At 59.2% G+C, this 17693-nt stretch carries 18 protein-coding genes; 8 read left to right on the forward strand and 10 right to left on the reverse strand.

All coding sequences use genetic code 11. From position 1 onward, the window contains the following. The 7 genes from EKL02_RS14840 to EKL02_RS14870 form a co-directional block, all read right to left on the reverse strand. Positions 1-432 (reverse strand): biopolymer transporter ExbD, encoded by a 432-nt coding sequence (locus EKL02_RS14840; protein WP_128903523.1) that lies wholly within the window; start codon positions 430-432, stop codon positions 1-3. A 16-nt stretch (positions 433-448) separates the two neighbouring features. Further along, on the reverse strand, positions 449-1054 hold the full coding sequence (locus tag EKL02_RS14845) for a MotA/TolQ/ExbB proton channel family protein (RefSeq protein ID WP_128902764.1): 606 nt from the start codon (positions 1052-1054) through the stop codon (positions 449-451). A 143-nt stretch (positions 1055-1197) separates the two neighbouring features. After that, positions 1198-2394: an NnrS family protein gene (locus tag EKL02_RS14850; protein WP_128902765.1), complete on the reverse strand. Its 1197-nt coding sequence runs from the start codon at positions 2392-2394 to the stop codon at positions 1198-1200. A gap of 75 nt (positions 2395-2469) precedes the next feature. Further along, complete coding sequence (nirK, locus tag EKL02_RS14855) at positions 2470-3870, reverse strand: copper-containing nitrite reductase (protein ID WP_128902766.1); 1401 nt, start codon at positions 3868-3870, stop codon at positions 2470-2472. 215 nt (positions 3871-4085) lie between these two features. Beyond that, positions 4086-4556: an SCP2 sterol-binding domain-containing protein gene (locus EKL02_RS14860; RefSeq protein ID WP_128902767.1), complete on the reverse strand. Its 471-nt coding sequence runs from the start codon at positions 4554-4556 to the stop codon at positions 4086-4088. A 15-nt stretch (positions 4557-4571) separates the two neighbouring features. Beyond that, positions 4572-5474 (reverse strand): U32 family peptidase, encoded by a 903-nt coding sequence (locus EKL02_RS14865; protein ID WP_128903524.1) that lies wholly within the window; start codon positions 5472-5474, stop codon positions 4572-4574. 17 nt (positions 5475-5491) lie between these two features. After that, a complete protein-coding gene (locus tag EKL02_RS14870; RefSeq protein WP_128903525.1) occupies positions 5492-6487 on the reverse strand; it encodes a peptidase U32 family protein in 996 nt (331 codons plus the stop codon). Positions 6488-6837: 350 nt separating this feature from the next. On the opposite strand from EKL02_RS14870, the gene EKL02_RS14875 reads away from it, so the two are divergent. The 3 genes from EKL02_RS14875 to EKL02_RS14885 are packed head-to-tail and all read left to right on the forward strand — an operon-like array spanning position 6838 to position 8877. Then, on the forward strand, positions 6838-7284 hold the full coding sequence (locus EKL02_RS14875; RefSeq protein WP_128902768.1) for a hemerythrin domain-containing protein: 447 nt from the start codon (positions 6838-6840) through the stop codon (positions 7282-7284). Position 7285: 1 nt separating this feature from the next. After that, positions 7286-7519: a DUF2249 domain-containing protein gene (locus tag EKL02_RS14880; RefSeq protein ID WP_128902769.1), complete on the forward strand. Its 234-nt coding sequence runs from the start codon at positions 7286-7288 to the stop codon at positions 7517-7519. A 38-nt stretch (positions 7520-7557) separates the two neighbouring features. Beyond that, positions 7558-8877 carry a permease gene (locus tag EKL02_RS14885; RefSeq protein ID WP_128902770.1) on the forward strand — a complete coding sequence of 440 codons (1320 nt, stop codon included), beginning with the start codon at positions 7558-7560 and terminating at the stop codon, positions 8875-8877. A gap of 7 nt (positions 8878-8884) precedes the next feature. Here the strand turns inward: EKL02_RS14885 and EKL02_RS14890 are convergent, their stop codons facing one another. From EKL02_RS14890 to EKL02_RS14900, 3 genes are all read right to left on the reverse strand, one after another. Then, a complete protein-coding gene (locus EKL02_RS14890; RefSeq protein ID WP_128902771.1) occupies positions 8885-9565 on the reverse strand; it encodes a Crp/Fnr family transcriptional regulator in 681 nt (226 codons plus the stop codon). Between the two features lie 305 nt (positions 9566-9870). Then, positions 9871-10134, reverse strand: a complete 264-nt coding sequence (locus EKL02_RS14895) for a DUF2249 domain-containing protein (protein WP_128902772.1) — start codon at positions 10132-10134, stop codon at positions 9871-9873. A 65-nt stretch (positions 10135-10199) separates the two neighbouring features. After that, a complete protein-coding gene (locus EKL02_RS14900; protein ID WP_128902773.1) occupies positions 10200-12476 on the reverse strand; it encodes a nitric-oxide reductase large subunit in 2277 nt (758 codons plus the stop codon). 181 nt (positions 12477-12657) lie between these two features. Between EKL02_RS14900 and EKL02_RS14905 the strand changes: the two genes are divergently transcribed. From EKL02_RS14905 to EKL02_RS14925, 5 genes are all read left to right on the forward strand, one after another. Next, positions 12658-13125, forward strand: a complete 468-nt coding sequence (locus EKL02_RS14905) for an Rrf2 family transcriptional regulator (RefSeq protein ID WP_128902774.1) — start codon at positions 12658-12660, stop codon at positions 13123-13125. A gap of 238 nt (positions 13126-13363) precedes the next feature. Next, the gene (gene xseA / locus EKL02_RS14910; protein ID WP_128902775.1) at positions 13364-14725 is read left to right on the forward strand and encodes an exodeoxyribonuclease VII large subunit; all 1362 of its coding nucleotides are present in this window, start codon (positions 13364-13366) and stop codon (positions 14723-14725) included. Positions 14726-14823: 98 nt separating this feature from the next. After that, the gene (gene sodB / locus EKL02_RS14915; protein ID WP_128902776.1) at positions 14824-15402 is read left to right on the forward strand and encodes a superoxide dismutase [Fe]; all 579 of its coding nucleotides are present in this window, start codon (positions 14824-14826) and stop codon (positions 15400-15402) included. Between the two features lie 282 nt (positions 15403-15684). After that, on the forward strand, positions 15685-16071 hold the full coding sequence (locus EKL02_RS14920) for a DoxX family protein (RefSeq protein WP_206732404.1): 387 nt from the start codon (positions 15685-15687) through the stop codon (positions 16069-16071). A 436-nt stretch (positions 16072-16507) separates the two neighbouring features. Next, positions 16508-17692 carry a cation:proton antiporter gene (locus tag EKL02_RS14925; protein ID WP_128902777.1) on the forward strand — a complete coding sequence of 395 codons (1185 nt, stop codon included), beginning with the start codon at positions 16508-16510 and terminating at the stop codon, positions 17690-17692. Position 17693: the final 1 nt, after the last annotated feature.

Genomic DNA, 17693 nt, shown 5'->3' on the forward strand with positions numbered 1-17693 from the left:
CTACTTCTTGCCGCCGGTCTGGGCGGCGAATGTCACCTTGGGGAAACCGGCAATCCGCGCCGCCTCCAGCACGTTGATCACCGTCTGGTGGGCGGCAGTGGCGTCGGCATTGATGATGATGACCGGATCTTCCGGGTTGCCGCCTTCCGCAGCCGCCTTCTTCAGCTCCTGGGCAAGGCCGGCCGGGTCCTGGTAGGAAATGCGCGCATTGTTGATGGCATAGCGGTTTTGCGCATCGACCCCGACATTGATCTCGAATGGCCGCTGCACCGATTTTTCCGCATCCGCCGTGGGCAGGACAATCTGCAGTTCGGTGAAGCGGCTGTAGGTGGTGGTGATCATCAGGAAAATCAGGATCACCATCAGCACGTCGATGAAGGGGATCAGGTTGATTTCCGGGTCTTCGCGCATGCGGCCCTTGCGAAAGTCCATTGCCATGGTCTGCGCCTTACTTGCGTGCGTTGTGGACGGTATCGACGAATTTCACCGCCTGCTGCTCCATGTCGACGATGAAACTGTCGACCAGGGCGCGGAAATGGCGGTAGAAGATCAGCGCCGGCATGGCAATCGCCAGGCCAAAACCGGTGTTGTACAGGGCTACCGAAATACCGTGGGCCAGCTCGGCCGGATTGGTGCCGGCGGTATTCTGCGAACCGAAGATCTCGATCATGCCGACAATGGTGCCGAACAGGCCCATGAGCGGCGCCAGGCTGGCGATCGTACCCAGGGTGGTCAGGAAACGCTCCAGTTCGTGCGCCGTACCGCGCCCGGCTTCCTCGATCGATTCCTTCATGACGTCGCGCGGCGCATCCACATTGCGCAGACCGGCGGCGAGCACACGGCCCAGCGGGGAATTCTGTTCCAGCTTGGTCAGCACATCGGCATTGATCTTGCCATTATGATAAACGCGTATCACTTCCTGCAACAACGTCGGCGGCAAAATGCGGGGACGACGCAGATACAGCAAGCGTTCAATGATCAGGGTCAGCGCGATGATGGAGGCGACCAGCAGAAACCAGATGGGCCAGCCTGCCGCTTGAATAATGGCGAACAAAAGAAACTCCTCGATACGATGCAGTCAATGAAACGCAGCACGCCGCGCAAGATGCAGAATGTATCGTGTTGGGCCATCGGGAGCAAGCATCATTGCATTGCCGCCACAACCGGCGCGCATTATTTAATGCCAACTTGCCCCGGTCAGCCTTCCTTGCCGTCGATGCGCGCCGCCATCAGGTAGGGCACGTACTTGACCAGGTACAGGGCAAATGCGGTTGCCCAGCAGCCTGCGGCAATCACCAGCGCCGGATTGCGCCAGGCGCCGCCATCGATTGCCGCAGCAAAGCGAGCGAGCACGCCAGCCTGTACCAGCAGGTACATCGCCTTTTCCATGCGCCCGCTTTTGAGCATGCGGCCGGTATGGCCCAGCGTCGTGCGGGTGATCATGCCGATAATGAGCCCGCCCATGGAACCGACCGCCAGCACATGAAATGCCGCTGAATTGGTCACCACGCCCACCGCGGCCAGGCCAAGCAGTGCAAAGCCGACAGGGATCCAGGCGTACGAAACATGCAGGATCCACAACAGCGGATTGTGCAGGGTCGAGAAGCTTTTCCACCCGGAGAGGCGCAACAGTTGCGACACGGCCGCTGCCAGGGCGAGCGAGGCCACCAGCACCGGCGGCATTTGCGCCGCCCAGGCCAGGCAAGTCAGCGCCGTGGTGGCGATGATGATCTTGTCACGCATGGGATTGGTGACCGGCTTCACGCCGGGCACCGCATTGGCCGTGAAATTGGGCAAGATGCGGCCGGCAATGACGGATTCGATCATGACGATCACCAGGATGGCTGCCTCCAGCGGCACCAGGCTGGAAATGGCCAGCCAGCCGTTGGCCGCGCCATGATAGACCGCATTGGCGGCCGTCAGCAGTCCCAGCAAGACGACCAGGAACATATTGCGCCGGTTACCCGACCGTTTCAGGACGCGATATAACGGCCAGGTTGCCAGCGGCAGGAACCCCAGCTCAATGACTGCCGCAAGCAGAGGCGATGTCAACATGGCGATACGACCGGCGATCCACAACAGGGCCAGCAACGCCAGATGGCGGCCGCGCGGCGTCCACAGTCCGGTCCAGTTGCGCCCGGCGGTAAACAAAAAACCGATCACGACGGTGACGGCGAAGCCGAACACCATTTCATGCACATGCCAGTTCAGGTCGATGTGCACCAACTGAGGGAGGTAGCCAAAATAGCGCAACAGCCAGACTGGCACACTTACCGCAGCAAAGGCGGCAGCCAGCAGGTAAAACGGCCGGAAGCCGAGCGCCAGGAAGGGATGGTTTTCCAGGGAATTGTGCGAGGCCATTGGCTGCGGCTCTTCAATGGTTAATAGCGACATGATACGCCCCTCAGTCAAACTTGTAAGTGCACCGAAGCCTGGCGTTACCCTGCCAGGCTCCGGCATCATTCCGGATCAGTGACCGGAGTTGGGGTCGGCCTTGGTTGCCGAGTGGAAGACTTCAGGATTTTCGGCGCCTGTCACGTGCAGGAAGCCTGCCAAACCTTTTTCCAGTCGCGACAGCGCGTGGTCGACCAGGATGTATTTACCCGGCACTTCCGTCTTGAACTCGACCATTGTCGCGCCACCCGGAGCGACCGTCGTGGTCTGCACGTTCTGCAGCGGCGCCGAAGTCAAGTCACCCTGGTTGTAGACACGATCAAACACTTCGCCGATGACGTGGAAGCTGGACGTGGCATTGGGTCCGCCGACACCGAAGAAGATGCGCACGGTTTCACCGACCTTGGCTTCCATCTTATGGGTCTTGGTCAGGGCATCGTGAGTACCGTTGAAGGTCATGTGCTCAGGCTTCTCGTCCAGCAATTTTTCCAGCGAGAACTCTGCCTCACCCTGCGTGCCATGTTTCTGGGCCGTGTAAAGCTCGCCCTGCATCACGTAAAACTCCCGGTCAACTTTTGGCAGGCCGCCTTCCGGTTCGACCAGGATCATGCCGTACATGCCGTTCGAGATATGCTGGGCCACCATGGGCGTAGCGCAATGGTAGACATACAAGCCCGGATTGATGGCCTTGAAGGTGAAGCTCTTGGTGGTGCCTGGCGCTGCCTGGGTCACCGCTGCACCGCCGCCAGGGCCGGTCACTGCATGGAAGTCCACCGAGTGGATCATCTGGCTGTCCTTGGCATTGGCCATATTGACGGTAACGGTGTCGCCAACGCGCACGCGGATGAATGGTCCCGGCACCTTACTGTTGAAGGTCCAGTATTTATAGGTGGTGCCATCGGCCAGTTGACCCAGCACTTCCGTCGTATCCAGGTTTACGGTCAGCTTCTGCGGTCCGCGCTTGCCCACCGGTTGGCCGACTTCCATCGGATTGGCCGAGATTTCGGCTGCTTTCGAGACGGGCTTTGCCGCACCGCCACCCACCACGATCTTGCCGATCATGCCCGCCTGGACGTGCCCGGGCAAGGTGCAAATGTAGGTAAATTCGCCTTTCTTGTTGGCGCGGAAGACGATCGCGGTACTGGCGCCCTTGTCATTCAACTTGTTCGACTGGGCGCCAAATTCGCCGACCTTGATGTCATGCTGGGCGCCGTCGCCATTGACGAGGTTAATTTGCACTACCGCACCTTCGGCAACGTCAAGCTGCGGATTGACCTTGCCCTTGATCGCGCCGGTTTCACCGATGAACACCAGCTTGCCGTCGGCGATATCAGTGCGCAGGGTAAATGTCACGTCGGGACGATATTGCACTGCGTTGTTATGGCCACCATGCGCAGTCGCGGCATGGACCGGCGTGAGCGCGGCAAAGCCGAGAAATGCGGCGATAAGGGATTTTTGCAGCAAACTGGTTTTCATTTTTCTCACCTCAGAGGTCAAAATCATTTTTCTCATTTGGCGCACGCTGCGCCTGTTTCCCGCTCTCATCGGTTTGTCCCATCCGCTGAGAGCCTTCACTTTTTATCTGCGGCTTCAGAGGACCGCTTGAAACTAATCATACATTTCATGTACATCTTTTAAAATTGATGCGAATCAAGTTATTCAAGACGCATCGCAACGCCAGAGATCGGCGCTTAGTTTTTCGACCTGGAAGTAAAGCGCGCCAGCAGGCGGGCAGGCTCAAGACGGCGCGGATCGAATACCGGCATCTCGATTGCGTCCAGCGTATTCTTGACGAGCAGGCCAAGATCGGTATCGCCTTCCATGATCAGGCGCCTGGAAAAAAACAGCGTGTCCGGATCTTCCTGGCGCCGCGCCAGCAGCAGGAAATCCTGCGCACTGGCGGCAATCAGCAAGTCTGGCTTGCCGTCAGCAGCGCTGGCAACAAAGCTTCCCCTCGCCCACTGAAAGTGAAAGGCCAGCTGGGCGTCCGTCACCCGGATGCATAAACGTTTGCCTTCCAGCGAGCGCTTGACGTCCAGGGGCAGGCTATCGCGCAGGGCGAGGTTGAGCGCAGTCGCAAACAATAGCGATCCGGGATAGGCAGGCAGGATTGACAGCAGCTTGCCGACCGGCTGCGGCAGCGTCATGCGATTTTCATTCATGTTGGCTCCTTGTGTTCAGGCCCACTCAGGCTCGGGCATGACTTTCTCCAGGCCCGGCCTGCCATGCCAATAGCCGTCGCAGGCCGCATCCGGCATCAACGGCTGCATCTCGCGCATGGCAGCGTCAGCCGCCATCTTTCCCGATGCCACGGCATGGAACAATTCGATGATGCGCGGGGTATATTGCGATTGCGGGCTGATGCGCGCTACGCCAACGCCGAGTTCGGCCATCACAGGCAATTCCTGCACCAGGTTGTACACCAGGGCCGACTGGGTCTGGATGCCGTTCAGGACGAGAAAATGCTGGCCTTCCCGGGTGTTCAAGGGCAGGCCATCCGGATACTCGCGGCAGACAAACTGGCAATCGTCTTTCGGCAAATTGCGGTGGCGCGCGGAAAAGCAGCGCGCGGAAAATGCCAGCGGCATGCGGCCGTACGCAAATACCTCGGTCTCGATCGTGCTGGTTCGCTGCTGCAATACCTGGGCCAACTGGACGCCGCCCATTTCCAGGGGCATCACCCAGCGGGAAGCGCCGGTGGCGGCAATAAAGTCGAGCGTTGGCGCGTTATAGATATTCAGGTGCGGCCCTGCGACGAAAGGCTTGCCTGCCATGCAATGCACCGCCCCCATATCGTTGGCCTCCACCGCATGACGGCCGTTGCCGGCGATCCGGTGCAGCATCGCGAGGTCGGTTTTCGATTCGAGCAAGACCTGCGTCGACAGCACGACTTCCTTGCCGGCTGCGGCCAGCATGTCGGCGATCTCCAGCCAGTCGCCCAGCTTGAGTTCATGCCGGCGCGAACATACGGCTTCGCCGAGATAGACGATGTCGACCGGCGTGTCGGCCACCGCGGCATAAAACTGCAGCACGGTTTCACGCGGCCAGTAATAGAGGATAGGGCCCAGCGCCAGCTTCACGATATGTTCTCCGGTAGTCATTTCCACGGCCGGTGGTAGGCGCCCAGCGTATGCTGCTGGCCTTCCGCAACCTTGTTCAGTTCCGCCATCCAGGCTGGCTTGACCGAATAACGCTGGGCGCTGTCGAGGCAATTGTCGATCGCCTGGCGCCATACCCGCGTGACTTGCGCAACGTAGGCCGGGCTGCGCTGGCGGCCTTCGATCTTGATGGCGGATACGCCCAGCTTCATCAGTTGCGGCAACAACTCCAGCGTATTGAGGCTGGTCGGCTCCTCGATCGCATAGTAGTTTTCATCGTTGACATCGAACCGTCCCTTGCAGAGGGTCGGATAGCCGGCATTTTCGCCATCGGCATAGCGGTCGATGAGGACGCCGTTCAGGCGCGATTCCAGTCCCTTCGGCGTCTGTTCCCAGCGCACCGCCTTCGCCGGCGAGCACACGCCGGCATTGTTGGGCGCTTCTCCCGTCACATAGGACGACAGGGCGCAGCGGCCCTCCACCATCACGCACAGGCTGCCAAAGCCGAAAACCTCGATTTCCACCGGCGTGTTGGCAGCCACATGCTCCACCTGCGCCAGCGACAGCACCCGCGGCAGCACTGCCCGGGCGATGCCGAAGCGCTGGTGGTAGAAATTGATTGCCTCGAAATTTGTGGCCGAACCCTGCACCGACAAATGCAGGCGCAGCTGCGGATGAGCCTTGGCGGCATAAGCCATCAGCGACGGATCAGCCAGGATGACTGCATCGACGCCGGCGCGTGCCGCAAGGTCAATCGCATCGCGCCACTGCGTCCAGGCCGCCGCTTGCGGGTAGGTATTCAGCGCCACCAGCACTTTGCGCTGGCGCGCGTGCGCGTAGCGCACACCTTCACTGATTGCCGCTGCATCGAAATTCAGGCCGGCAAAGTTACGCGCATTCGTGGCATCGCGAAAACCAAGATAGACACAATCTGCGCCATTGTCGATGGCAGCCTTGAGCGCAGGCAGGCTGCCTGCCGGACAAACCAGCTCCATGGCAGCGCGCGCCGCGGCTGGCGATACATGGTTGATGAAAGACATGGGAGGAGGCAGCGGGCATGCCGGCTTCAAGGCGCCTGCGCCTTGGCAGCGCATTGGTAAATACCGGCAAGTTACCGCGTGGTTAAAGTGTCACGGACTGTAGCAAAGACATTTTTTTTGGCAATTGATCTGTATCAAGTAGTTCCGGGTACATCTTTTTCCTGCACATATTGCTATAACCGGCGTTTTATTTTTCCCCAGCTGGCTCGGGCGTTATATCCCGATATAAAAATGCTTAACCTGCATCAAGGAGATGAGAAGGCTTGCAGCGCGACAATGAATCATCACCTGACTGAGAGGCATCAATGAATACCGTCACCGATTACATGAGCACCGACCACAAGCATTGCGACGATGTCTTTGCCGCCCTGGAAAACAGCGTCAGGAGTGGCCAATGGGATCTCGCGGCCGAGACATTCAAGGAATTTACCGAAGCGATGGATGTGCATTTTTCCATGGAAGAAGACGTGCTGTTCCCCGCTTTTGAACAAGCCACCGGCAGCAGGGCCGGACCGACTGCCGTGATGCGCGACGAGCATCAGGAGTTACGGGGCATGCTCGGCCAGTTGGGAGATGCGCTGAGGCTGCGCGATGCCATTGAATTCTCCGGCGTGGCGGACACGCTGAACATCATGCTACAACAGCACAACATGAAAGAAGAAGGTATCCTCTATCCAATGGCAGACCGCATGCTGGCTGCCAGCCGCGATGTTCTTCTGACTGAAATGAGCAACCTGAAAGTGCCTGCATAACATGACAGAAAACCTCAATATCGACGTCTGCGGTCTCCAGCCCCCGGAGCCGCTTGAACGTGTACTGGAAGCATTGTCTCAGCTGGCACCGCAGCAGAAGCTATGCATCCTGATCGACCGCGAGCCGCTGCCGCTGTATCGCATCCTGGCCAATAACGGCTACCTTCACCAGACGCAGAGCCGGCCGGATTATCTTTACGAAATCCTGGTCTGGAAACCCGTCCCGGGCGCCTGACGCCGGCTGCAGCGTTCCTGAAACTGCGTCCGACTGCCGTGCAACGCATCCTGTCTTTCGAACAAACCCCGGCGCTGCTGGTGCCGCTGCGCTTCATGCTGACAGCGCCTCTATTTGCCCTGCTCGCCGCGGCGCTGATGTTCTGGAGCGGGCCGGACATGCTGGCATCGCGCTGGCTGCCGGCGACGCTGGCCTTTACCCACCTGCTGACGATCGGCTTCCTGAGCATGACGATGGTGGGCGCGCTCATCCAGATCCTGCAAGTCGTGGCCGGCATCGAGATTGCCCGGCCGCGGCTTACCGCAGCGATTGTGCACACCACCCTGGCAGTTGGCTGCATCCTGCTGTCGCTTGCCTTTCTCCGTTCCGAAGCAATGCTGTTCCGGCTGGCGCTGGCATGCCTTGGGACTGGCTTCCTCTGGCTGCTGGCTGCGTGCGGCATCGGCGTGTGGCGGGATGCGCAGCCCACCGCCACCGTGACTGCCATCCGCTTCTCGCTGGCGGGACTGGCAGTTGCGCTAAGCCTCGGCGTCACGGCCGCCAGCGCATTTGCCTGGCCGCTGGCGTTGCCCCTCATCGAATTGACCAACCTGCATGCAGCCTGGGGCTTGCTTGCGTGGGTGGGCCTGCTCACCATCGGGGTGGCGTACCAGGTTGTGCCGATGTTCCAGGTAACGCCGGTCTATCCGGTTTTCATGACGCGCTGGCTTTCCTGGGCCATCCTGGCTGGATTGTGCTCATGGTCGGCCTCCCGCCTTTTTCCAGCACCGGTATCCGGCTGGCTGGCGGATCTGGCATCACTGGCGCTGTGCGCGGCCTTCCTGGGATTTGGCGTCCAGACGCTACGATTGCTCGCGCAACGAAAACGTCCGCCTGACGCGACGACACAGTTCTGGCGCACCAGCCTCTTGTGCCTGATCGCCAGCGCACTTCTGTGGCTCGCTGGCGAATGGATGCCAGCAGCGGCCAATGCCGCGTGGCTTCCCATTTCGGTGGGTGCGCTTTTCATCGTTGGCTTCGGTTGCACCGTGGTCAATGGCATGCTTTACAAGATCGTGCCATTCCTGATCTGGTACCACTTGCAGCACCAATTGGCCAGTCAGGGCCGCAAGGCGCCAAATGTTCGGCAAATCATTACCGATCGCGCTGCCAGCCGACAGTTCCAGGTGCAGTTCTGCGCAATTGTCTTGATGACAGCTGCGCCGATCTGGCCGGAAATGCTGGCGCGGCTTGCCGCACTTGCCTTCGGCATATCGGCTTGTTGGCTGGGGATCAACCTGGCGCATGCCGCCGGCATTTACCGGACTGCGCTGGCAGAGCCCGCACCGGGTGAAAGGCGCGCGCCGGTCACTCTCTGAGCAGGGATCAATCCTTGTAGTCGCGCAGTTTTTCGATATCCAGGATGGTGATGATCTTGCCGCTCACGCTGATCAGCTGCTTGGACGAAAGCACGTGCAGGACCCGTGAAAAATGTTCCGGGGTCAGGTTCAGGCGCGAGGCAATCACGGCCTTGTTGGCTTGCAGCGTCAGGGTGCCGCCATCGGTCTGCGGATCGTCCTTCAAGAGGTAACCGATGACGCGCTCGGCGCCGCTGCGCAGGGAATAGGCTTCCACGTCCGCGATCAGGCCATGCAGGCGGCGGCTCAATCCTGCCAGCATCTTGCGGGCGAATTTCGTGTCGCGCTCCAACTCTTCGAATACTACCGATTTTTCCACATGCAAAAGCAGGCTGTCCGCCAGGGCCTGGGCGGTCACGATGTAAGGCTTTTCCATGAACATCAGGGCTTCGCCGAAGCTATGGCCCGGGCCGGCGATCTCGACGACCTTTTCATCGCCTTGCGGCGACATGAACGCCAGCTTGACCTGCCCATAGATCACGATGTGAAAACCGACGCAAGGATCGCCGCGGCGAAACACGACTTCGCCCCGTTCGGCCCGCACTTCGTGCGTGCCCTGGGCAATCCGGTCAAGCTCGGCAGGCGCCATGTCGCTAAAGAGCGGCAAACGCGCCAGGAATTCCTGTGCCTTGATCTTACCTGCACTCATTGAAGCGACTCCCGAGAGAAGCCATACAAAATTGATCTGAACAACAATCGGCACAATCACCGATTCCCCACTACCTGCAGCATCCCGGCATTGTAGCGGTTGTTCAAAGACAATGCCCAGAACTTCATGAAGGAATGTGGCCTGCCTGATGGCTTCGGCATGGCGCTAGTCCTGGCCTGCGAGGGCACGACCAGCAAAAAAAATCGGGACCCTTTCGGTCCCGATTTGCGAGCATCCTCTACCCTGTGCTGGATTCAGCCTGGCGCCGAATGATGCGAGGTTGCCCAAGGCAGTCTTTTCATTGCCTATTCGACGACAAGAAAATCGATGACGATGTTGCCCGGCTCCCGCATGACATATCCCATTTGCAAGCGACTCCCAAAATAATTGCCGAGTTGCGAGAGCAGCGGCAGCGGATCGTGATCATTGCAAAAACGCATGGTTTCGCCAGGCTCCAGCGCTTCGAGCGCACCGAAGATGGCCGCATGACGGAATCGCTTCGCGATGCCGCGGGCATCGAATGGATAGATGCCGGCTTCAACAGCGGCATGAGAACAATCGTGTGACATTTTAAAATCCTTTTCAGGTATTCATGCAAGGCGGCGCCGGTTGGCGCCGCCACTCGTGGGCTCAATCAGGCCTTCAGTGCCTGGTTTGCCGGCACAGTCTGTTTGCCGACAATCTTGGCGGTCAGCAGGCGCCATGCGAACACGGCGAGGAACACAATGCCGATGGCAAACACGATATCGCCAGGGACGCGCATCCAGACCATGGTTTCCATGAAGGAGGAATGGACCACTTCCGCCGAACGTGCAAACCAGACGCCCTTGGTGATGCTGGCCCATGCCTGGTAAATACCAGCCGGCACCAGCGAGATGAAGACCATCATTGCCAGGCCGATGTTGAGAAGCCAGAAGGCAGGGGCCAGCAGGGCGTCAGACCAGGCAGCGCGCTCGAACAGTCCGCGCAGGCAGAACAGCATCAGGCCGATGCCGAGCATGCCATACACGCCGAACAGTGCGGCATGGCCATGGGCTGCAGTCATGTTCATGCCTTGCATGTAGTACAGCGCGATCGGCGTGTTGATCGAGAAGCCCAGGAGGCCGGCGCCAACCACGTTCCAGAAGCCGACGGCGATGAAGCACAGGATCGGCCACTTGTAGGCATGGACCCAGGGCGCAGCCTTGGAGCGCTGGTAGTTGCGGTATGCCTCGACGCCGATCAGCGACAGCGGCACCACTTCCAGCGCGGAGAACATCGCGCCGATGGCGATCACCACGGTCGGTGTGCCGGTGAAGTACAGATGGTGCAGCGTACCCAGGATGCCGCCGAACAGGAACACGATGGTTTCCAGGACGATGGCGCTGTTGGCGGCACGGGCATGAATCAGACCCAGCTTGGTAAAGAGCAGCGCGATAACGGCAGTGGCAAACACTTCGAAGAAGCCTTCGACCCACAGGTGCACCAGCCACCAGCGCCAGTACTCGACCATCGAGTAGTGGGTATGCTGGCCCCAGGCGAGCGAGGTGGCATAGAAGCCGCCGATGCAAAGAGCTGCCAGGAACACCATGGCGATCAGGCCGCGGCTTTCCGAAGGCTTCTTCAGTGCGGGCCACAGACCACGGCCAAGCAGGGTTACCCAGAACAGCAGGCCGACGAACAGCAGGATTTGCCAGACACGCCCCATGCTGGTGAATTCCAGGCCCTGGTTGCCGAGCCAGAAGCTGAAGTCGACGCCGGAATTCTTCAGGGTACCGAGCCAGCCAAACGCGGTCGAGCCGACCACGATGAACAGCAAGGCATAAAACAGGACATTGACGCCGAGCTTCTGGAATTTCGGCTCATGACCGGAAATCGCGGGGGCGATATACAGGCCAGTGGCAAGCCAGGCGGTGGCGATCCACAGCACCGCGAACTGGGTGTGGATGGTGCGGCTGACCGAGAACGGCAGGATTTCCCCGAGTGGTATGCCGAAGAAGCTGGTGCCTTCGACGGCGTAGTGCGCGGTAATGACACCCATGCCGACCTGCGCCAGGATCAGGCCGATCACCACAAAGAAGTACTTTCTGGTGGCCAGCATCGATGGCGTGGCTTTCAGGGAGAACAGCGGATCATTCTTCGGCGGCGTCGGATCGCCCTCTTCCTTCTCGCGGGAGTGGAAGAAGATCATGCCGGCAATCGCGCCGATCATCAGGATCACGCTGGCGATCGACCAGATGCCGGCGCCGGCGGTCGGCGCATTGCCGATCAGCGGTTCGTGCGGCCAGTTGCTGGTATAGGAGAGACCGGCCTCATTCGGCCGATCGGTCGCAGCCGACCAGGAAGACCAGAAGAAGAAGGCGGTCAACGCCTTGCGCTCGGCCGCTGTGCCAAGCGAACTGGTCTTCATCGCATACTGCTCGCGCAAGCCGTCGAGCGACTTTTCATCGCCGAACAGGTCGGCGTAATGCTTGGCCACTTCCTGCACCGCCTGGGCACGTTCCGGGCTCAGGGAAATCTGTCCGGTTTGCGCGTCATAAGTATTGCGGCGCATTTCGGCTTTCAGCAAGCCATCGAGCTGGGCCTGACGGCCTGCATCCAGCTCTGCATAAGGCTTGCCATGATCGCGCCTGGCCCAGATATCGCGCAGCGCCACCGCTTCGCGGTGCAGCCAGTCGGCCGACCAGTCCGGCGCGAGGTAACTGCCATGACCCCAGACCGAGCCAACCTGCTGGCCGCCTGCTGCCTGCCAGGCTTGCTGGCCATGTGTAACCTGCCCCTCTGAAAATATGACATCCCCGTTGCTGCTGATGACTTTTTTGGGAATTGGCGGTGCCGCGAGATAGATCTCCGTCCCCACCCATCCCAGTACAGAGAATGAAAGGACACAGATAATCGCGAGCCAAGTCCATAGTTTGCGTGTAGCGTGCATGGCCGTTCCTTGGTTGTGGTGTTAAAAATAATAAAAAATTTCCTATAAGATGCATTCTAGATGTATCTTTCTGAACATGCAAACAAAATGCATCTTAAAAATTGACTTGCATCACGGATCTCCAATAAACCTATAGAATGAATGGCGCTTTAAGCTTGATTGAACCGACCATGCCCTTGCCATGAGACTGACTACTTATACCGATTACGCCTTGCGTACGCTGATGTACCTTGCCGTCAACCGGGACAGGCTGGTAACCATCCAGGACATCGCGGATCTGCACGGCATTGCCAAAAACCACCTGACCAAGGTGGTACATCAACTGGGCTTGCTGGGGCTGGTGGAGACCATACGGGGCCGTAACGGCGGGCTTCGGCTTGGCCGCGAGCCAGCCGAGATCAATATCGGTGAAGTCGTGCGCTCCACCGAAACCGATTTTTTCATGGCGGAGTGCTTTGATGCCGACAATGTCGGCTGTGCCTATTCGGCGGCCTGTACCCTGAAAGGCGTGCTTGGCGAGGCGACTGCCGCGTATCTGCGTGTGCTCGATGGCGTGACGCTGGAAATCCTGATGAAAAAGCCCGCCGTTCGCACCCCTCCAGCAAAGCCGATTCGCCTGCATGCGCGCGCCGGTACGCCTGACGCATAGAATGCAGAATTCATAGCGCCTTGTGACCACGTTATCTGTGGATAAGTTTGTGGGTATTTCCCAAGGCTAAATGGAGAAGATTGATTCAAGTCAACCATTCTGAAGGGCTGGCATTGAGACAAAACATATTTCCTATATAAATCAATAGGTTGAAATTAACAAACAGCAACACAATATCCTATTGGCAAATAGTGACAAATCCGTAGCATTGTGGACAGATTCCAGCGTTCAAAAACATATGAGTTCAACGAATTTCCCCGACAGCACTGAACCCACTCAGCCAGTCTTGAGCGTTTCCGCACTGAATACCACTGTCGCACGCATGCTGGAAAGAAATTTTCCGCTGCTATGGGTTTCTGGAGAAATTTCCAATTTCACACGGGCCGCCTCCGGGCACTGGTACTTCACCCTCAAGGACGAAGGTGCGCAGGTGCGCGCGGTGATGTTCCGCGGCCGCGCCCAGTACGCCGGTTTTATTCCGAAAGAAGGAGACCGCGTCGAAGTGCGCGCCCTGGTGACGCTGTATGCCCCGCGCGGCGACTACCAGTTGAATGTGGAAGCAGTGCGGCGCGCCGGGCTGGGCAACCTCTATGAAGCATTTCTGCAACTGAAGGAAAAGCTGACACGGGAAGGCTTGTTCGATCCGGCACGCAAGCGCCCACTGCCGGCGTTTGCCCGCACGATCGGCATTGTCACCAGTCTCCAGGCAGCCGCGCTGCGAGACGTGCTGACGGCCTTGCGGCGACGCGCGCCGCATATACAGGTGGTCATTTATCCAGCCCCTGTGCAGGGAGAAGGCGCCGCAGAAAAAATCGCCGCGGCGGTCCGGCAGGCCTCGGCGCGTGCCGAATGCGATGTGCTGCTGGTATGCCGCGGCGGCGGCAGCATTGAAGACCTGTGGTCGTTCAATGATGAAGGCGTCGCGCGTGCCATTGTTGCATGCGCCATGCCTGTGATAGCCGGCGTCGGCCACGAAACCGATTTTACCCTGGCCGATTTTGCCGCCGACCTGCGCGCGCCGACCCCCACCGCTGCCGCCGAGCTCGCAGCCACTGCGCGCGCCGATTGGCTGGCAACCCTTGAATCCCATGCAGATGATCTCACCCGCACGCTGCGGCGCCACCTTGCCGATTGCGCACAAAATCTCGACTGGCTGTCGCACCGGCTGACGAGCCCGGCCGCGATGATTCGCCATGAACGGCTCAAGTTGCAAGGATGGCAGACGCGCCTGGCGCATGCCACCCGCATGCCTGTTGCGCGTGCGCGCCATGCCCTGGCCCAGGCGGGCATTCGCCTGTCGGCCAGGCTGCCGCAAACAGCGGGGTTGCGGCGCCAGTTGCAGGAGGAGGCGCGCCGCCTCGACAATGGCATGGCCAGCGTGCAGGCCCAGCGCCGCCTGGCGCTGGCGAGCCTGGCGGCGCAACTGGAATTACTGAACCCCCAACGCACCCTGGAACGCGGCTATGCCATGGTGACGGATGCGCGGGGTAATATCGTGCGCGCCCCTGCGCAAGTACATCCCCGCGAAAATATCACCCTGCGCCTGGCGCAAGGCGTCGTGGACATTGGTGTGGCCTCAGTACAACCAGGCCTCGAGTAGGGCGCCGCCAGGGGCTCCCCTGCAATCTTGCGGCATCCGGCATACAATAAAGGGTTTTCAAAACAACCACTACTTGCAAACCAAGAAAGGATAAGCTCATGGAACACACCCTGCCGGCCCTGCCCTATGCACTCGATGCCCTGCAACCGCACATTTCCAAGGAAACCCTGGAATACCACTACGGCAAGCACCATCAGGCTTATGTCACCAACCTGAATAACCTGATCAAGGGCACCGAATTCGAAAACGCCAGCCTGGAAGACATCATCAAGAAATCCTCCGGCGGCGTGTTCAACAATGCGGCCCAGGTCTGGAACCACACGTTCTACTGGAACGGCCTGGCTCCCAATGCCGGCGGCGCACCGACCGGCGCCCTAGCTGACGCCATCAACGCCAAGTGGGGTTCGTTCGACAAGTTCAAGGAAGAATTCACCAAGTCCGGCATCGGCAATTTCGGCTCCGGCTGGACCTGGCTGGTGAAAAAAGCGGACGGCTCCGTGGATATCGTCAACACCTCCAATGCCGCCACCCCGCTGACCACCGCCGACAAGGCCCTGCTGACCTGCGACGTCTGGGAACATGCCTACTACATCGACTACCGCAATGCCCGTCCGAAATACATCGAGTCGTTCTGGAGCCTGGTGAACTGGGCATTCGTTGCAAAGAATTTCGCCTAAATGCCTGTGCAGCCGCTGTGGTCCTGAAGACCCCGGCCTGCAGCCCTAAACAGGGAGCCATCGCGCAAGCGCCTGGCTCCCTGTTTGTATTCAGGCCACCAATCTTTTTGAGCTTGAGGCAAGCCTGATAAGATTCAACTTCGCGACCTTGGCATCAGCCGGCCCGCAGTGCGGTGCCGTAAAAAAATTGCAATCTTGAAATTTATTGACTAGTCTCAAATGCAGCTGGATTTACGTCTGTCACAGTCCAGCCCATGGCGTAGTCATAAAGGAGAGAGAAAAATGGACAAAGCACTCGAAATCGCTGCACGGGTATTGATGTCGCTTATTTTCATCATTGCCGGCTGGGGCAAGTTGACCGGCTACGCCGGCACGCAGGGCTATTTCGCATCGCTCGGCTTGCCGGCGCCGGCACTGGTGACACCGCTTGTCATCCTGATCGAGCTCGGTGGCGGTCTCGCCTTGCTGTTTGGCTTCAAGGTGCGCTGGGTGGCCGCTATCCTCGCGCTGTTCAGTGTTGGCTCAGCATTCATTGCGCATACCAATTTTGCCGATCCAGGCCAGATGAACAATTTCATGAAAAACCTAGCCATGGCCGGGGGCTTCCTCTTGTTCGTCAAATACGGTGCCGGCACACCGAGCATTGATCAGACGCTCGCCAAAAAATAATGGATAGTCTGGCGGACCGAAGATGTTCGCCAGATACCCTTTCAATGACCGGCCTCCAGCCTGCCGAAACGAACCGGTCTTGCCGCCATGCCTCCATTCGGCTCCGGTGCCGTCAATACCCTACCCTACGCAGCTCAGGATTGGTAAAAGCTTGCTTAAGGGCCCCTTAAGCTGCCGAATATAGAATTGTCTCTCCGCACTTCAACGCCTGCACATTGAACTGAACCAAGTTCCATGCAATTTCTTATGTGCGGTTCAATCGAACGAATGCCGCCTGATTGATGTGCCCGATCAGAAAGTCATCAGGGACGCCGCATGTTTACCTTGAAGCCCCGGGGTAGCACGGGCCCAGCCCCGCACCTGACGGCAGCATCCAGCGTGCCACGCCACTTGTCCCAGGCAAGCAAAATCGCAGTAATTTTATACAGGAGGGCGCATGCTCCAATCTTTTTCGATTCCGCCGGAACTGGTCTGGCCGTTTGCCATCGCCATCGGTTGGGTGGCCGGCGAATTCGGCCACCGCTGGACTGGTTTGCCTCGCATCAGCCTTTACGGCCTGGTTGGTTTCCTGCTGGCCAGCACACAAACCGGCTTCCTGCCGAAAGCTGCTGACAGTAACATGCTGGTACTGGCTGACGTGGCGTTCGGCTTGATCCTGTTCGAGCTAGGCTACCGCATCAATCTGCACTGGTTGAAGGTCAACCCCTGGATTGCGGTTTCCAGCGTGGCTGAAGCGCTCGGCACTTTCATCGTCGTCTATTTCATTTCAGCCTGGTACGGCACTTCGACCATGACAGCGCTGTTGCTGGCATCGCTGGCAATGTCGACTTCGCCAGCGGGCGTCCTGCGGGTCATCAACGAAAAGTCGAGTTCCGGCCAGGTGACTGAAAGGACCCTGCACCTGTCGGCGCTTAACTCGGTGATGGCCGTGTTCGCCTTCAAAGTCATCATCGGCTATTGGCTATTCCAAAGCTCGGGCAGCATTCTCAAGGCGAGCTGGAACAGCCTGGTCATGTTGATGCTGTCTGCCTTGCTGGGGGCAGTGTTCGGCGTGCTGGTACCGGCCCTGCGCAGGCGCCTCGGCAATGTCGGCACCGATGCGACCGTCGGCTTTGCCATCGGCGTCATCTTGCTGGTGGCACTGTCGCATGTCCTGAATTTCTCGCCGATCCTGTCCGCCCTGACCTTCGGCCTGGTGGCGCGTCACCGGCGCGAAACCCTGAGCCAGACCCAGCGCAATTTCGGTGTGCTGGGCGACTTGCTGGTGATTCCGCTCTTCATTTTCGTCGCCACGACGCTGGAATGGCAGCAGGCGGTAGCGGGCATCGGCCTGGGACTACTGATCATCATCGCGCGCATCCTGACCAAGATTGTCGGCGTGACGCTGTTTGCCCGCGTGAGCGGCATCTCATGGCGCAAGGGCTTGCTGACGGGGCTGGCGCTCAGTCCCGCATCCGTATTCGTGATCCTGATCCTGGAGCAGACACGCTACCTGGAAATCGATCTGGCAAGCCATCTCGCCCCGCTGGCGGCGATGGTGCTGGTCATGGAAGTGCTCGGCCCGATCCTGACCCAGCGTGCGCTGGTCTGGGCGCGAGAAACCTCGAACGAGGAGAATTGAC

It is taken from the genome of Janthinobacterium sp. 17J80-10 (assembly GCF_004114795.1).
Classification (GTDB): Bacteria; Pseudomonadota; Gammaproteobacteria; order Burkholderiales; family Burkholderiaceae_D; genus Paucimonas.

Bases quoted from the DNA above. Each gene is read 5' to 3' on its own strand.
- EKL02_RS14850 (WP_128902765.1), bottom strand. From the start codon at position 2,394: ATGTCGCTATTAACCATTGAAGAGCCGCAGCCAATGGCCTCGCACAAT.
- EKL02_RS14840 (WP_128903523.1), bottom strand. From the start codon at position 432: ATGGACTTTCGCAAGGGCCGCATGCGCGAAGACCCGGAAATCAACCTG.
- EKL02_RS14905 (WP_128902774.1), top strand. From the start codon at position 12,658: ATGAGACTGACTACTTATACCGATTACGCCTTGCGTACGCTGATGTAC.
- sodB (WP_128902776.1), top strand. From the start codon at position 14,824: ATGGAACACACCCTGCCGGCCCTGCCCTATGCACTCGATGCCCTGCAA.
- EKL02_RS14870 (WP_128903525.1), bottom strand. From the start codon at position 6,487: ATGGAGCTGGTTTGTCCGGCAGGCAGCCTGCCTGCGCTCAAGGCTGCC.
- EKL02_RS14875 (WP_128902768.1), top strand. From the start codon at position 6,838: ATGAATACCGTCACCGATTACATGAGCACCGACCACAAGCATTGCGAC.
- nirK (WP_128902766.1), bottom strand. From the start codon at position 3,870: ATGAAAACCAGTTTGCTGCAAAAATCCCTTATCGCCGCATTTCTCGGC.
- EKL02_RS14880 (WP_128902769.1), top strand. From the start codon at position 7,286: ATGACAGAAAACCTCAATATCGACGTCTGCGGTCTCCAGCCCCCGGAG.
- EKL02_RS14925 (WP_128902777.1), top strand. From the start codon at position 16,508: ATGCTCCAATCTTTTTCGATTCCGCCGGAACTGGTCTGGCCGTTTGCC.
- xseA (WP_128902775.1), top strand. From the start codon at position 13,364: ATGAGTTCAACGAATTTCCCCGACAGCACTGAACCCACTCAGCCAGTC.
- EKL02_RS14900 (WP_128902773.1), bottom strand. From the start codon at position 12,476: ATGCACGCTACACGCAAACTATGGACTTGGCTCGCGATTATCTGTGTC.
- EKL02_RS14890 (WP_128902771.1), bottom strand. From the start codon at position 9,565: ATGAGTGCAGGTAAGATCAAGGCACAGGAATTCCTGGCGCGTTTGCCG.
- EKL02_RS14860 (WP_128902767.1), bottom strand. From the start codon at position 4,556: ATGAATGAAAATCGCATGACGCTGCCGCAGCCGGTCGGCAAGCTGCTG.
- EKL02_RS14895 (WP_128902772.1), bottom strand. From the start codon at position 10,134: ATGTCACACGATTGTTCTCATGCCGCTGTTGAAGCCGGCATCTATCCA.
- EKL02_RS14920 (WP_206732404.1), top strand. From the start codon at position 15,685: ATGGACAAAGCACTCGAAATCGCTGCACGGGTATTGATGTCGCTTATT.